Below are 14,060 nucleotides of genomic sequence, written 5' to 3'. Positions count from 1 at the left end.
CGACGTAAGAGACTGTTTATGCTGCCTTTCATCTTAACACATTAACTATCATTATCATTTAACAATATGATAACCGTATGAAGTATAGCGAGCCGGGGCGGGGGCGGTGAAGGAACGAAACGCTGTTTTTATGCACCGACAAGCTCAATGCGGTTGCCGTCCGGGTCCGCGATCACCGCCTCATAAAAGCCGTCTCCGGTCAGGCGCGGAGCGCTGAGCAGCGTGCCGTTGGCCTGGGCTCGCTCGGCCATGCTATCCACTTTTGCCTTGCTGCCGACGTTGATGGCGATATGCGCCCAGCCGATAAACTCCGGGTGCAGCGGGGCGTCGGGCAGCTCCGGCAGCGTCATGAGCTCGATGGTCGGACCGTCATCCAGCGTAATAAAGTGTGATTCAAACCCCGGACGATTTTTACTGACGTAGCGTTCGTTACTGCGGCCATTAAAAACCGTTTCCCAGAACTGAACCTGGGCGTTCAGGCTGCGGGTCCAGAGTGCAACATGGGCAATATGCATAAGTTCCCTCGTGATGTGTCGGTGAGGACTTTCACCGGTAAAACAGGCTACACTCTGGTTTTGAGCGCGACAAGCTGAGGAAAAGACAATGCACTACACACTGAAAGAAAGCGACAAGGATAAAGCGGAAGGGTCAAACGGCGCGGGCGCTCTGCAGCAAAAACTGCTGGAGTCCCGTTCGATTGTGATCTCCGGTGAGATCAACCAGGAGCTGGCGCAGAAAGTGATCACCCAGATGATCCTGCTGCAAAGCGTCAGCAACGATCCGATCAAGCTGTACATCAACAGCCAGGGCGGCCACGTGGAAGCGGGCGACACCATCCACGACTTCATCAAATTCATTCGCCCGGAAGTGCACGTGATCGGCACCGGCTGGGTGGCGAGCGCCGGGATCACTATCTTCCTGGCCGCGAAAAAAGAGCACCGCTACTCGCTGCCAAATACCCGCTTTATGATCCACCAGCCGCTGGGCGGCGTGCGCGGCCAGGCGACGGATATTGAGATCGAAGCGCGCGAGATCATCCGCATGCTGGATCGCGTGAACAAGCTGATCGCTGACGCCACCGGCCAGCCGCTGGAAAAAGTGAAAAAAGACACCGACCGCAACTTCTGGATGTCCCCGGCGGAAGCGCTGGACTACGGCATCGTGGGCAAGCTGATCACCCATTATGACGAGCTGAAGCTGGACTAAGTTTTTACCGCCGTGTACGTGTCGGGTGGCGGCTACGCCTTACCCGACCTACACGCCCTCGTTTGACCCATGACAAGTTCCCCCTCTGCTTTCTTACCTATAATCGCGCCTGTTTCCCCTCTCACTGGTGCTACCCATGGCGTATCAACTGAACCTGAACTGGCCGGAATTTCTTGAGAAATACTGGCAAAAACAACCCGTTGTGCTGAAAAATGCCTTCCCGAATTTTGTCGATCCGATTACCCCGGACGAGCTGGCAGGGCTGGCGATGGAGCCGGAGGTCGATAGCCGTCTGGTGAGCCATTTCAACGGTAAATGGCAGGCCAGCAATGGCCCGTTTGAGCACTTCGACGATCTGGGCGAAACCGGCTGGTCGCTGCTGGCGCAGGCGGTGAACCACTGGCATATGCCCGCCGCGGAGCTGGTGCGTCCGTTCCGCGTTCTGCCGGACTGGCGTCTGGACGATCTGATGATCTCCTTCTCCGTGCCGGGCGGCGGCGTGGGTCCGCATATCGATCAGTACGACGTGTTTATCATTCAGGGGATGGGCAGCCGCCGCTGGCGCGTGGGCGACAAGCTGCCGATGCGTCAGTTCTGCCCGCATCCGGCGCTGCTGCATGTGGATCCGTTCGAGCCGATTATTGACGAAGATCTGGCCCCGGGGGATATCCTCTACATCCCGCCTGGATTCCCGCACGACGGATTTACCCATGAAACGGCGCTTAACTACTCCGTCGGCTTCCGCGGGCCGAACGGTCGCGATCTGATCAGCAGCTTCGCCGACTACGCGCTGGAAAACGATCTGGGCGGCGAGCACTACAGCGATCCGGATCTGACCTGCCGCGAACACCCGGGCCGCGTGGAGCAGTACGAGCTCGATCGCATCCGTCAGATGATGATCGACATGATCGGCAAGCCGGATGATTTCACAAAATGGTTTGGCAGCTTTGTCTCCACGCCGCGCCACGAGCTGGATATCGCCGCCGCCGAGCCGCCGTACGCGCCGGATGAGGTGCTGGATGCGCTGCAGGGCGGCGAAACGCTGTCTCGCCTGAGCGGGCTGCGCGTGCTGAATATCAACGGCAGCTTCTTCATCAACAGCGAACAGCTGGAGACGCTAGACGCGAAGGCGGCGGATGCGCTGTGCCGCTACACCGAACTCGGCCAGGCCGAGCTGGGCGATGCGCTGAATAACCCGGCGTTTGTCGAGGAGCTCACCGGGCTGATTAATCAGGGGTACTGGTACTTCGACGAGTAGTGCAGCCTGTTGCCCGGTGGCGCTGCGCTTAACGGGCCTACAACGGCAAGAACGTAGGCCGGGTAAGGCGAAGCCGCCACCCGGCAAAACACTACTCCTCCATCGCAATCACAATCGCTTCACCCATCTTCTTCAACGCCTCGCGATGTTTCTCCGTCGGCGGCAGCGCCACGTTGATCCGCAGGCAGTTGCGGTACTTCCCGGAGGCGGAAAACAGCGACCCGGCCGCGGCCTGGATTTTCAGCCGGCACAGCTGCTTGCTGACGCACACCATATCGACCGTCTCCGGCAGCTCAACCCACAGCAGGAAGCTGCCCTGCGGGCGCGTGACGCAAATCTCTGCCGGAAAATACTGCCGCACCCAGCAGGTGTAGGTTTCCATATTCTGCTGATAAATCTGGCGCATACGGCGCACGTGGCGATGGTAATGGCCGTCGCGGATAAACGCCGCCACCGCCATCTGCGTGCCCGGCACGTTAAACCCGCCCGCGGCGTATTTCATGTGCATCACCCGGTCGTAGTAGCGCCCCGGCACAATCCAGCCGACGCGCAGGCCCGGCGCCACGGTTTTGGTAAACGAGCTGCAGAGGATCACGCGTCCGTCGATATCCATGGAATGAATGGTGCGCGGGCGCGGGTACTCCGCCGCCAGCTCGCCGTAAATATCATCCTCGACAATCACGATATCGTGCCGCTGGGCGAGGGCCAGCATCTGCTTTTTCCGCGCCTCCGGCATGATAAACCCGAGCGGGTTATTGCAGTTGGGCACCAGGATCACCGCCTTGATCGGCCACTGCTCCATTGCCAGCTCTAGCGCTTCGATGCTGATCCCGGTTTCAGAGTCGGTGGGAATTTCAATCGCCTTGATGTCAAACCCGCGCAGCATCTGCATGGTGCCGTGAAACGACGGTGATTCCACCGCCACGATATCCCCCGGTTTGCACACCGACAGCAGGGCGATCGACAGCGCGCCGTGGCAGCCGTTGGTGATCACAATGTCGCTTGCCGAGACGGTGGAGCCGCCGTCCAGCATCAGACGGGCGATCTGCTCGCGCAGCTCCAGGCGCCCGTCAAGCACGTCATAGCTCAGCATCTCGCCGGGGTTATGCTGCGCGATGCGGCTCATCTCGCGCCACAGGGGCTTCAGGCTCGGCTGGTTAATGTCCGGCGAACCGCCGCCAAAGGAGATCATCTCTTTGTCGGCGCGGGCGTCCAGCAGCATCATCACCTCATCCCACTGGGTAACGTCCACCGGGCGCTGCACCGGGCGCGTCATCGCCGGGACGGGCGGCTGGGCCTTGCGCGGCGAGACAAAATAGCCGGAGCGCGGCTGAGGCGTGATCAGCTGGAGGTTCTCGAGGATCTGATAGGCCTGCTGTATGGTGCTGATGCTCACGCCGTGCTCCTGGCTCAGCGCGCGCACCGACGGCAGACGTTCGCCGCTGCGATACAGCCCTTGTTCAATGCGTTCTGCCAGAAGGTTGGCGAGATGTTGATAGCGCGTCATGCTGTATCCTCTGTTTTCACCATACAGATTATAAAACCAGTACAGATTGCTGCGAAAATTGCCATGCAGTTACTGTTTTAGCGGATCTGTATGTTAAACAAAAGTTGTTTTTGCATCTGTATTGCACAGGCCAATTTCCGGGATGATAACCCCACTGACACAGTGAGGAGAGCATCATGGAATTCTACGAGAATCGTTCAAAACGTCCGTTTATTGTGTTTGTCTGGATCGCAAAAACGCTGCGTAACTGGTATCGCATCAACCGCACCCGCCGCATCCTGAGCCAGATGAGCGACGAGCAGCTCAAGGACGTCGGGTTGTCGCGATATGATGTGTGATCCACATCGTCGCCGGGTGGCGGCTGCGCCTTACCCGGCCTACTCGATCCCGTAGGCCCGGTAAGCGTAGCGCCACCGGGCGATGTTTAGCTCAACAGCGCAAGCGTCTGCCGCTTCGGCCTTTCCAGCAAATCCAGCGCCTCCTGATAAGAACGCACGTTGTTATAGCCCATCACCAGCCCGTAGCGTTTGCCCGACCCGCGATACCACTCCGAGAGCGCGTTGACCTGCAGCTGCTGTTCCTGCCAGCAGCGCGCGATTTCCCGGTCACGACTTCCTTTGGTCAGGAACGCCACGATATGCATCCCGCCGTCGTTTTGCTCGATGAAAAACAGATCGCCATACACCTCCTGCAGAGCGGCAATCATCCAGTCGCGGCGGGTCTGATACAGCGCGCGCATCTTTTTTAGATGACGGAAAAAATGCCCTTCGTTGAGAAACGCGGTGAGGATCTTTTGCGTCAGCACCGGCTGGCCGCTGGTGGTGATGTCCGCGCAGTCGGTAAAGGCCCCGACGGTGCTGGCGGGCATCACCACGTAGCCCATGCGCAGCGACGGCATAATGGTTTTACTGAAGGAGCCCATAAAAATCACCCGGTCGTGCTGGTCGAGGCTTTTCAGCGACGGCAGCACCTTGCGCGTATAGTGAAACTCTCCGTCGTAATCGTCTTCGATAATCCACGCCTCGTTCTGGCTGGCCCAGTCGAGCAGCTGCTGTTTACGCGGCAGCGAGAGCGTGACCGCCAGCGGACTCTGGTGCGACGGGGTGACGATGGCAAAACGGGCGTCGCGATGGTGGCGGAGCAGGTAGTCCGTGTCGATGCCGCAGCGATCGACCGGCACCGTGTGCAGGCGCGGCACGATCCGCTTCAGCAGCTGCTGGCCCATAAAATAACCCGGATCCTCAAACACCACCTTGTCGCTGCGGCTGGCGAGGGTATCGAGGATCAGCCGCAGGCTGCCGCTGTAGCCGCTGGTGATCAACACCTGTTCAGCGGTGCAGGAGAGCCCGCGCGAGATGTTGAGGTAGCTGGCGATGGCCTGGCGCAGCGGATACCAGCCCAGCACCGGCGGGTTGAGCATCTCCTCCTGACGCATGGCCCGCGTCGCCTGGCCCGCCAGCAGCAGCCACTTTTTATACGGGAAGCTGTCGAGGGCGGGGATGCCGGGGCGCAGAAACCCCGCCCGCTCGCGCTGGCTGATGAGCGAGGCCGGAAGCGTACCGGTGGGCTGCTCCGCCGGGGCATGCTTGTCCGGCAACAGTAAGTCCGGGTTAACCCGCGTGCCGCGCGCCCCCTGGCTCACCAGATACCCTTCACCCGTCAGAATGGCATACGCCGTTTCGACGGTTTTACGCGCCACCTTCAGCTCTTCCGCCAGCACGCGGATGGCAGGCACCTTATCGCCCGGCTTCAGCACGCCGCGCATAATATTGTCGCGATAGCGGGAATAAATCTCGTGATAGCCCGGCTTCATGTCCTACCTCGTTTCACGATTTTTGTATCTTTTTACTATGTCATGAACGGCGTAAATTTGCCTCATCGCATGACACATGCCGCACAAAAAGAGGAAAGACCATGAGCACTCGCGTTAACCACCATAAAGCTACACCTGCCCTCGCCAACGCGCTGTCTGCCCTGAGCATGGAGGTGGCAAAAACCTCCATCGATCCGGCGCTGAAGCACCTGATCGACATTCGCGTGTCGCAGCTGAACGGCTGTACGTTCTGTCTGGATATGCACTCAAAAGAGGCGAAAATCGCCGGCGAGCGCGAGCTGCGCCTGTATCATCTGGCGGCCTGGCGCGAGTCCCCGCTGTTCAGCGCCCGTGAAAAAGCGGCGCTGGCCTTCACCGAAGCGCTGACCCAGATTGGCGTTCACGGTGTCAGCGATGCGCTCTACCGCAGCGTGGCGGAACATTTCTCCGACGTGGAGATTTCAGAGCTGAACTTCGCCATCGTGGCGATCAATGCCTGGAACCGTCTGGGGATCACCTCCCGCATGGCGCCGGGCTCGCTGGACGCGGCGTACGGGCTGAATAAGGCTAACCTGGAATAATCCCGCGCTCGCGGATCATCGCCACCAGCGCCCGCAGTCCCGGCGGGACGTGGCGATGGCCTGGGTAGTACAGGCGCAGCCCGGCAAACGGCTGCGCCCAGTCGTTTAAGACGCTCACCAGCTCCCCGCTTTTCAGCTCGTCCTGAATATAGAGTTCCGGTAAAAATCCCACCCCTAACCCCGCTTTTACGGCGCGGATCGAGGCAAAAAGATCGGACGTCGCAAAGCGCGGCGGCACGGCAAGCGCGTACGTTTCACCCCGACGTGCCAGCTCCCAGCGGTAGATCCCGCCGTGGGCCATACGCATGCCGATCCCATGATGTGAAAGCAGATCGTCCGGCGTCTCGGGTATGCCGTGACGGGCGAAATAGTCCGGCGTGGCGGTGACGAGCTGGCGGATCTCACCGGTCAGCGGCACGGCGATCATGTCCTGCGGGACGGACTCTTCGAGACGGATCCCCGCGTCATAGCCTTCGGCGACGATGTCGATCATCCTCGCTTCGCTCACCGTTTCCACGCGCATTTTCGGGTAGCGGATCATGAAGTCGATCAGCAGCTGGTCCAGAAACAGCGTGCCGATATGGTTCGGCACGTTGAGGCGCAGCGTTCCGGCGGGTTCCCCGGTGTCGCTGTGGATCTCCTCGCTGGCGAGGCGGATCTCCTGCAGCGCCGGGCCGATACGCGCCACGTAGCGCTGCCCGGCGTCGGTGAGCGCCACGCTGCGGGTCGTGCGGTTGAAAAGTCGCGTCTCAAGGCGGCTCTCCAGCCCGGCGATGGCGTTGCTGACCGCCGTGGCGGACATCCCCAGCTCCTGCGCCGCGCCGCGAAAGCTGCCGCGCCGCACCACCGCCATCACCACTTCCAGCTCTGTCAGACCTGAACGATGCATAGATTATCCTGAAAATCGAAACAATCCTTGCAGCATAGCGTGGATTATCGCAACGGAGAAGCCGTGACAGACTGGGCTCACACAGCCTGAGGAGGTTTATATGCACACTATCGAACAGATCTTTATTAACGGCGAATTTGTTACCCCGCACGGTGCCGAGTGGTTTGATTTGTACAACCCGGCGACGGCGCAGGTCATCGGTCAGGTTCGTCTGGCGGATGAGGTTGACGCAGCGCGCGCCGTTGCGGCGGCGAAAGCGGCGTTTCCGGCGTGGTCCCGGACCACAAAGCAGGAACGCATCGCCGCGCTGAAGCGCATGCACGCCGCCGTGGCTGCCCGTCACGATGCGCTGCTGGATGCGATTGTTGAGGAGTACGGCGCGCCCGCCTCGCGCTCGGCGTGGATGGCAAGCTATCCGGCAGAGGTGATTGCTCAGGCCATCGAGGCGCTTGAGGCATTTGAGTTTGTCACTCCAGCAGGTGCCGCAACGGTGCAGATGACGCCGCTCGGCGTGGCCGGGCTGATTACGCCGTGGAACAGCGATGCGGGGTTTATCTGCGGCAAGCTGGCGGCCGCGCTGGCGGCGGGCTGCACGGCGGTGATCAAGCCGAGCGAAATGAGCGCCCTGCAAACGCAGATTGTCACCGAAGCGCTGCGCGACGCCGCGCTGCCGCCGGGCGTGTTTAACATCGTCACCGGACGCGGCGAGACGGTGGGCGAAACCCTCAGCCGCCATCCGGACGTCGCGAAAATCTCGTTCACCGGTTCCACGAATACCGGCAAGGCGATCCTGCGCAACGCGGCAGAGAGTTTTAAGCGCGTCACGCTGGAGTTGGGTGGTAAATCGCCGACGATCCTGCTGGATGATGTGGATCTCGCGCAGGCGATCCCGCTGGTGATCCAGGCCGGGTTTATGAACAGCGGACAGGCGTGCGTGGCCGGGACGCGCATTCTGGTGCCTTACTCGCGCAAGGCGGAGATCGAAACCGCGCTGGCGCAGGCCGTGGCGGCGGTGAAATCCGGCGACCCGCGCAGCAGCGCGACAGACGTCGGCCCGATGGTCAGCGAAAAGCAGTGGCTGAGGGTGCAGGGCTATATCCGCAAAGGAATCGAAGAAGGGGCGCGCCTGCTGGCGGGCGGCGAAGGGCGACCGGACGGCACGCGAGACGGCTGGTTTGTGCGTCCGACGCTGTTTGCCGACGTGAACAACCGGATGACGATTGCCCGTGACGAGATATTCGGCCCGGTGCTGTGCGTGATCCCCTATCGTGACGAGGCGGAGGCGATCGCCATTGCCAACGATACCGAGTACGGCCTGAGCGCGATGGTGCTGGGCTGCGATGTGGCCCGCGCGCGACGCGTGGCACAGCAGATTGTTTCCGGTCGCGTGCTGGTGAACACCCTGGCTCATGAACCGAAAGCGCCATTTGGTGGCTTCAAACACTCCGGCGTGGGGCGCGAGATGGGCGAGTGGGGAATTCGGGCGTTTATGGAGCCGAGGTCGATGGTGGGCTAAAACCCGCCCGGTGGCGCTGCGCTTACCGGGCCTACATGAGCCGTAGGCCGGATAAGCGCAGCGCCATCCGGCACAACGCTTCGCTCCTTGCCGAAGCATTGTGCTTTTCCCTCCTGCATTCTCTCCCCAACATCACAACGGAGAGAAAACCATGATCGCAGTCCTTTTCGAAGCCAAAGCCGCGCCTGCCCATCAGGCGCGCTATCTTCAGCTTGCCGCAGAGCTTAAGCCGCTGCTGGCGGACATCGACGGCTTTATTGATATCGAACGGTTCCAGAGCCTGACCACCGACGGCAAAATCCTGTCCCTTTCCTGGTGGCGGGATGAAGAGGCCGTCCGCCGCTGGAAGCAGAACGTCTTTCATCAGGCGGCGCAGGCCGAAGGGCGGGCGTCGATTTTTTCTTTCTACCGTATTCGGGTGGCGCAGCTGGTGCGGGAATACAGTTCCGAAACCGGAGGGCACGCGGCGTGTCTATCCTGACACAGTACAGCGACCATGCGAATCACCTTATTCTGCTGACGGATGATGATAAGCTGGCCGCAGAGATCACCGAACCCTGGGCGGCCCATGCTTAAGACGAGTTTACCCCCCGATAACAGCGCGATGCTGGAAAAGGCGATTGCCGCGGTGGCGGCTGCCATGGCCGATCCGTCGCGCGTGAAGATGCTCTGTGCGCTAATGGACGGGCGTGCGTGGACGGCCACTGAACTGAGCGCGGCGGCAGACGTTGCGCCGTCGACCGCCAGCGGGCATCTTGCCCGGCTGGTTGAAGGGCAGCTGATTACCTGCCTGTCGCAAGGGCGGCATCGTTATTATCGTCTTGCCGGGCACGACGTGGCGGCGCTGGTGGAACAGATGATGGGGCTTTCGTGGAGCCGCATTACCCCGCCGGAAACCAGCGCGCCGAAAGCCATGCGTGAAGCCCGGACCTGCTACGACCACCTCGCAGGCGTCGTGGCGGTGCAGATCTATGATTTCATGCAGGCGGAAGGCTGGCTGGAGGCTGACGGTTCAGCGATGACACTCTATGGCCGGGAGCAGTTCCTGGCGCTCGGTATTCCGTTAAGCGCGCATCCGCGCCGGAAGGCCTGCTGCGCCTGCCTGGACTGGAGCGAGCGACGGTTTCACCTGGGCGGAGAATCCGGTGCGTTGCTGCTCGACCATCTGGAAAGTAAAGGCTGGATCCAGCGGGTGGCGGGGTATCGGGAGGTGGTGGTGACGGCGTCGGGAAAGGCTGCTGTTAAGAGGCTTTTTAGCCGCTAAAAACCCCCGGTGGCGCTGCGCTTACCGGGCCTACGTGTACATCGCCTCCAGTAACACCTTTCGCAATTCCTGCGCTTTAACTTCTCGTTTCTTGATAGTTACCCTGATAACTATTATCTTGACCGCGTGTGACGAGAGGTTCCCCATGAGTGAAGAAGAACTGTTCTGCCGCAGGCCGATGGGCATGCGGATGGCGATGATTGTGCGCCAGTGGCGTGCCGTCATCGACGACGCCATTCTCGATACCGGGTTAACCCAGTCGAGCTGGACGGTGATGATGCAGCTTCATCAGCTCGGGGATAACGTCTCAATGAGTGAGCTTGCGGAGGTGCAGGGCATTGAACTGCCGCCGCTGATGCGCACCCTCACACAGCTGGAAAAACAGGGTTACCTGCTGCGCACCACATCGCCTTATGACAAGCGCATCCGGCTTCTGACGCTGACGCCTGAGGGAAAAGCCATATTAAAAAGGCTCACTCAGGTGATTGAGACGTATCAGGCGCGCGTATCGCAAAACATCGCGCCGGAACATCTCGACATTTTCAGCGCCACGTTGAATCAAATCGCCTGCAATTTGCGGACAATCCGCGAAGAAGATAACAAGACCGAAAAATAATGACCCCTGAACAAAAGTTTGCCCGCTGGGTAAGGGTGAGTATTGCCTCTTTCCTGCTGATGTTTGTCTACTTTATCGTCGCGGATATCTGGATCCCGCTGACGCCGGACTCCACCGTGATGCGCGTGGTGACGCCGGTGTCTCCGCGCGTCTCCGGCTACGTGGCGGCGGTACATGTCCATAACAACAGCCAGGTGAAGAAAGGCGATCTGCTGTTTGAACTCGACGACACGCCGTTTCGCAATAAAGTAGAAGCGGCGCAAATCGCGCTCGAGCAGGCACGCCTGTCCAACGAACAGCTGGATGCGCAGATCGCTGCCGCGCAGGCCAGCCTGAAAACCGCCGTGCTGACCGCGCGTAACGACAAAGTGACCTTTGATCGCTACCAGAAGCTGAGCACCCTGCAGAACGTCTCGCAGGCGGATCTGGATAAGGTTCGCACCACCTGGCAGAGCAGCGAGCAGTCCGTCAGCACGATTCAGGCCAACATCCGCAACCTGCGCATCCAGCGTGGTGAGCGCGAAGAACACCGCAACGTGACGCTGCAAAAATACCGCAACGCGCTGGATGACGCTGAGCTGAATCTCGGCTGGACGAAGGTCTACGCCCAGGCGGACGGCACGGTCAGTAACCTGCAGCTGAGCCCGGGCTTCTACGCTTCATCCGGTTCCGCCGCGCTGGCGCTGGTAAACAACCAGACCGATATCGTGGCCGATTTCCGTGAGAAGAGCCTGCGCCATACCCATCAGGGCACCGATGCGGCCGTGGTGTTTGACGCCTTCCCGGGACACGTTTTCCGCGCCCACGTCACCAGCAGCGACGCGGGGATCCTGGCAGGTCAGGAGGCCGTTAATGGCCAGCTCTCCGAGCCGGAGACCTCTAACCGCTGGGTGCGCGATGCCCAGCGCATGCGCATTCACGTCTCGCTGGACGAGCCGCTGCCGAAGCATCTGCCGACCGGCGCCCGCGCGACCGTGCAGCTCTATAACAGCGAAGGGCCGTTTGCGCGCTTCTTCTCCGGGATGCAAATCCACCTGGTGAGCCTGCTTCACTATGTCTATTAGCACCCTGGCGCGGGTCTTTACCCCGCACGGTAACATCGTCTATACGGCAAACGACTTTCGCCAGACCCTGCGCATCGTCTTTGCCGGGATGATTGCGCTGAGCATCTCGAGCTTCTACAACACCCGCTACGGCGTGTTTTTCGTGGTCTATCCGATCATGCTGCTGTCGCTGGTGCCGGTGTTTAACCGCCACGTGGCGAAGCAGTTTATCTTCAGCGCATCGCTTAACTGCGTCGAAATGGTAATTATCATCGGCTATCTGTCGCAATGGCCGGCGATCATGACGCTGGTGGTCTTCGCCCTCTACGTGATGCGTTTTCGCTTTATGAGTAAAGGGCCGCTGTTTTTGTTCGGGTCCATGGGCGTGGTGTGCCAGAGCGTGATGCTCAACTTTATGAGCTACCCCACCACCAACTGGCATACGCTTTTGTTCTCGAACATCGAAGCCAGCGTGATGGCGGTGTGCCTGAGCGCGCTGATGAACTATCTCCTGCCGGACGTGGAGCCCCGCAAGCCGCCGCCGCTGATCGAGAAAGACGACGCCCGCGTGCGCCACGAGTCGCTGCTCTCCGGCACCGTCGCGACGCTGATATTCGTCGTTTTTCAGATTAGCGACTTAAGCGATTCGCTTTCGGCGCTGATGGCAGGGATTTTGATCCTGTTCCCGATGCACTATCGCGGCGCGGTGATGAGCTCCATCTGGCGCGTGGTCGGCGTGGTGCTGGGCTGCCTCTATATTCTGGTGGTGCAGTTGATCCTCTACGATCACAGCAGCCATATGCTGTTGATGATGCCGCTGATCGGCCTTGGGCTGGCGTTTGGCGCGCGGCTGCACGTAATGGAGAAGGTCGGGGCGGGCGTAGGCTTCTCCAGCATCACCACCATCGGGATAATGTTCGGGCAGAACATGCACCCGGACACCGACCTGGTGTTCAGCGATCTGTACCGCATCACCTCCGTTACCTTTTCGCTGGTGGCGACGCTGACGATGGTCTTTCTGATGCACCTGATCCTCAACCGCTTCGAGGCGACGCGCTACGTCATCGCGCCGCCCAAAGTAGATTAATGTCCCAGCACGGCAGGCAGCTGCGAGAGTAAAAACAGGATCAGGCCAATCGTCCCGCCCACCAGCGTACCGTTGACGCGGATAAACTGCAGATCCTTGCCAATGTTCAGTTCAATCTGGCGGGACATGTCTTTAGCGTCCCAGCTTTTCACCGTGTCGCTGATGTGGCGCGTCAGGAACGCGGCAAAATCCGGCGCGAGGCGGTGCGCCGCCTGCTCCAGATGCTCGTTCAGAGATGCCCGCAGGCTGGCGTCGTTTGTCAGCGTTTCGCCAAACCACAGCCCGGCTTTGGCGATGCGCTGCTTCACGCGAGAGTCCTCACTCTGCATATCTGCCTTCAGCCACTGGCGCAGGTCGGCCCACATCTCCCCCAGATAGCGGTTAAACGCCTCGTCGTTTTTCAGGTAGTGCTTAATGTTGTCGGCTTTTGCCGCCATCTCCGGATCGTTTTTCAGGTTGTCGATAAGCTTCAGCGTGGCGCGGTCAAACGCCTGGCGGATCTGGTGCGTGCGGTCGTGGCTGATATCGTCCAGCAGCGTGTTGACCGCGTTCGATACCATCTCCGCGCTTTGATCGCCCAGCCACTCGGTGGGCAGCACCATCGCCTTGCGCGGGTGCTCGGTCTTAAGCCAGTGGACGATCTGGTCAGAGATAAACTCTCGCGTGCTTTCCCGCTGAATCAGGGTAATCAGGCGGTTGATGATGGCGTCCAGCAGCACCTGGTGTCGGTTGTTTTTGGTCATGCTCTCCAGCATCACGGCGCTGGTTTCGGTGAAGTCGACCTTGTCGATGGCCTTATGCACCGCGCGTTTGAGCAGGCGCTGAATGCGCCCGTCGTCGGTGAGTTCGAGAAAACCGCTCATCACCTGCATCAGATGCAGCCCGACGCGCTGGGCGTTGTCGGGCTTGCTGAACCAGGCGCCAATCATCTGTGCGGGCTCATAGCGGCGGATCAACGCCACCAGCGACTGGGTATCCAGAAACTTCTCCTGCACGAACTGGCCGAGATTGTCGCCGATCCGGTCCTTATTGCGCGGGATGATCGCCGTATGGCGGGAGATAAAGGGAATGGGCACCCGGCGGAAAAGCGCGACCACCGCAAACCAGTCCGCCAGCGCGCCAACCATCGCCGCCTCGGCAATGGCCTTGACGCCGCGCACCCAGAAGGTCTGCGGCAGGAACAGGGTGGTGATAAAGGCCGCGGCGGCAACCAGCAGCAGCGACAGCGCCAGCAGCTTGGCGCGTTTGAGTTCAGCTATTTTTTCCATGGGTTAAGGATA

14 protein-coding genes and 2 pseudogenes are annotated in these 14,060 nt (G+C 60.3%); 11 read left to right on the top strand and 5 right to left on the bottom strand.

The features are described from left to right. Nucleotides 1-128 precede the first annotated feature (128 nt). Complete coding sequence (locus tag LLF79_RS17215) at nt 129-515, bottom strand: VOC family protein (protein ID WP_023293372.1); 387 nt, start codon at nt 513-515, stop codon at nt 129-131. An 82-nt stretch (nt 516-597) separates the two neighbouring features. Between LLF79_RS17215 and LLF79_RS17210 the strand changes: the two are divergent. Both LLF79_RS17210 and LLF79_RS17205 read left to right on the top strand, forming a co-directional pair. Further along, nucleotides 598-1,206 (top strand): annotated as a pseudogene (locus tag LLF79_RS17210) (ATP-dependent Clp protease proteolytic subunit); the annotation flags it as partial. A gap of 136 nt (nt 1,207-1,342) precedes the next feature. Next, a complete protein-coding gene (locus tag LLF79_RS17205; RefSeq protein ID WP_227879969.1) occupies nt 1,343-2,464 on the top strand; it encodes a cupin domain-containing protein in 1,122 nt (373 codons plus the stop codon). Nucleotides 2,465-2,555: 91 nt separating this feature from the next. On the opposite strand, the gene LLF79_RS17200 is transcribed toward LLF79_RS17205, so the two are convergent. Continuing rightward, a complete protein-coding gene (locus LLF79_RS17200; RefSeq protein WP_227879968.1) occupies nt 2,556-3,971 on the bottom strand; it encodes a PLP-dependent aminotransferase family protein in 1,416 nt (471 codons plus the stop codon). Nucleotides 3,972-4,147: 176 nt separating this feature from the next. Here LLF79_RS17200 and LLF79_RS17195 point away from each other — a divergent pair, with 176 nt between their 5' ends. Then, a complete protein-coding gene (locus LLF79_RS17195) occupies nt 4,148-4,309 on the top strand; it encodes a DUF1127 domain-containing protein (protein WP_022650337.1) in 162 nt (53 codons plus the stop codon). Between the two features lie 86 nt (nt 4,310-4,395). Here LLF79_RS17195 and LLF79_RS17190 read toward each other — a convergent pair whose 3' ends face one another. Next, complete coding sequence (locus LLF79_RS17190) at nt 4,396-5,784, bottom strand: PLP-dependent aminotransferase family protein (protein WP_227879966.1); 1,389 nt, start codon at nt 5,782-5,784, stop codon at nt 4,396-4,398. Nucleotides 5,785-5,885: 101 nt separating this feature from the next. Here LLF79_RS17190 and LLF79_RS17185 point away from each other — a divergent pair, with 101 nt between their 5' ends. After that, nucleotides 5,886-6,365 (top strand): carboxymuconolactone decarboxylase family protein, encoded by a 480-nt coding sequence (locus tag LLF79_RS17185; protein WP_008501331.1) that lies wholly within the window; start codon nt 5,886-5,888, stop codon nt 6,363-6,365. On the opposite strand, the gene LLF79_RS17180 is transcribed toward LLF79_RS17185, so the two are convergent. Next, complete coding sequence (locus LLF79_RS17180) at nt 6,352-7,254, bottom strand: LysR family transcriptional regulator (protein ID WP_227879963.1); 903 nt, start codon at nt 7,252-7,254, stop codon at nt 6,352-6,354. The two genes, LLF79_RS17185 and LLF79_RS17180, sit on opposite strands and share 14 nt — an antisense overlap. Before the next feature lie 100 nt (nt 7,255-7,354). On the opposite strand from LLF79_RS17180, the gene LLF79_RS17175 reads away from it, so the two are divergent. The 7 genes and pseudogenes from LLF79_RS17175 (at nt 7,355) to LLF79_RS17145 (ending at nt 12,780) form a co-directional block, all read left to right on the top strand. Further along, nucleotides 7,355-8,770, top strand: a complete 1,416-nt coding sequence (locus LLF79_RS17175; RefSeq protein WP_227879962.1) for an aldehyde dehydrogenase family protein — start codon at nt 7,355-7,357, stop codon at nt 8,768-8,770. A 151-nt stretch (nt 8,771-8,921) separates the two neighbouring features. Then, nucleotides 8,922-9,251 carry an antibiotic biosynthesis monooxygenase gene (locus tag LLF79_RS17170; protein ID WP_008501327.1) on the top strand — a complete coding sequence of 110 codons (330 nt, stop codon included), beginning with the start codon at nt 8,922-8,924 and terminating at the stop codon, nt 9,249-9,251. Beyond that, nucleotides 9,230-9,346, top strand: a pseudogene (locus LLF79_RS17165) (amino acid-binding protein); the annotation flags it as partial. The gene LLF79_RS17170 and the pseudogene LLF79_RS17165, both read left to right, overlap by 22 nt. After that, nucleotides 9,339-10,034 carry a helix-turn-helix transcriptional regulator gene (locus tag LLF79_RS17160; RefSeq protein WP_094943935.1) on the top strand — a complete coding sequence of 232 codons (696 nt, stop codon included), beginning with the start codon at nt 9,339-9,341 and terminating at the stop codon, nt 10,032-10,034. The pseudogene LLF79_RS17165 and the gene LLF79_RS17160, both read left to right, overlap by 8 nt. A 145-nt stretch (nt 10,035-10,179) precedes the next feature. Then, nucleotides 10,180-10,650 carry a MarR family winged helix-turn-helix transcriptional regulator gene (locus LLF79_RS17155; RefSeq protein ID WP_008501325.1) on the top strand — a complete coding sequence of 157 codons (471 nt, stop codon included), beginning with the start codon at nt 10,180-10,182 and terminating at the stop codon, nt 10,648-10,650. Beyond that, complete coding sequence (locus LLF79_RS17150; RefSeq protein ID WP_025912094.1) at nt 10,647-11,714, top strand: HlyD family secretion protein; 1,068 nt, start codon at nt 10,647-10,649, stop codon at nt 11,712-11,714. Before LLF79_RS17155 ends, LLF79_RS17150 begins: the two co-directional genes overlap by 4 nt. Then, nucleotides 11,704-12,780, top strand: coding sequence for a DUF2955 domain-containing protein (locus tag LLF79_RS17145; protein ID WP_032655052.1), 1,077 nt, complete (start codon nt 11,704-11,706; stop codon nt 12,778-12,780). The genes LLF79_RS17150 and LLF79_RS17145 overlap by 11 nt, the downstream gene beginning before the upstream one ends. On the opposite strand, the gene LLF79_RS17140 is transcribed toward LLF79_RS17145, so the two are convergent. Then, entirely contained in the window at nt 12,777-14,048 is a 1,272-nt protein-coding gene (locus LLF79_RS17140) for a DUF445 domain-containing protein (RefSeq protein ID WP_227879961.1), read from the bottom strand. The two genes, LLF79_RS17145 and LLF79_RS17140, sit on opposite strands and share 4 nt — an antisense overlap. Nucleotides 14,049-14,060: the final 12 nt, after the last annotated feature.

Source organism: Enterobacter cloacae complex sp. 2021EL-01169 (genome assembly GCF_020733125.1).
GTDB classification, from domain to species: Bacteria; Pseudomonadota; Gammaproteobacteria; order Enterobacterales; family Enterobacteriaceae; genus Enterobacter; species Enterobacter roggenkampii.
This window is presented reverse-complemented; position numbering and strand designations above follow the sequence as displayed.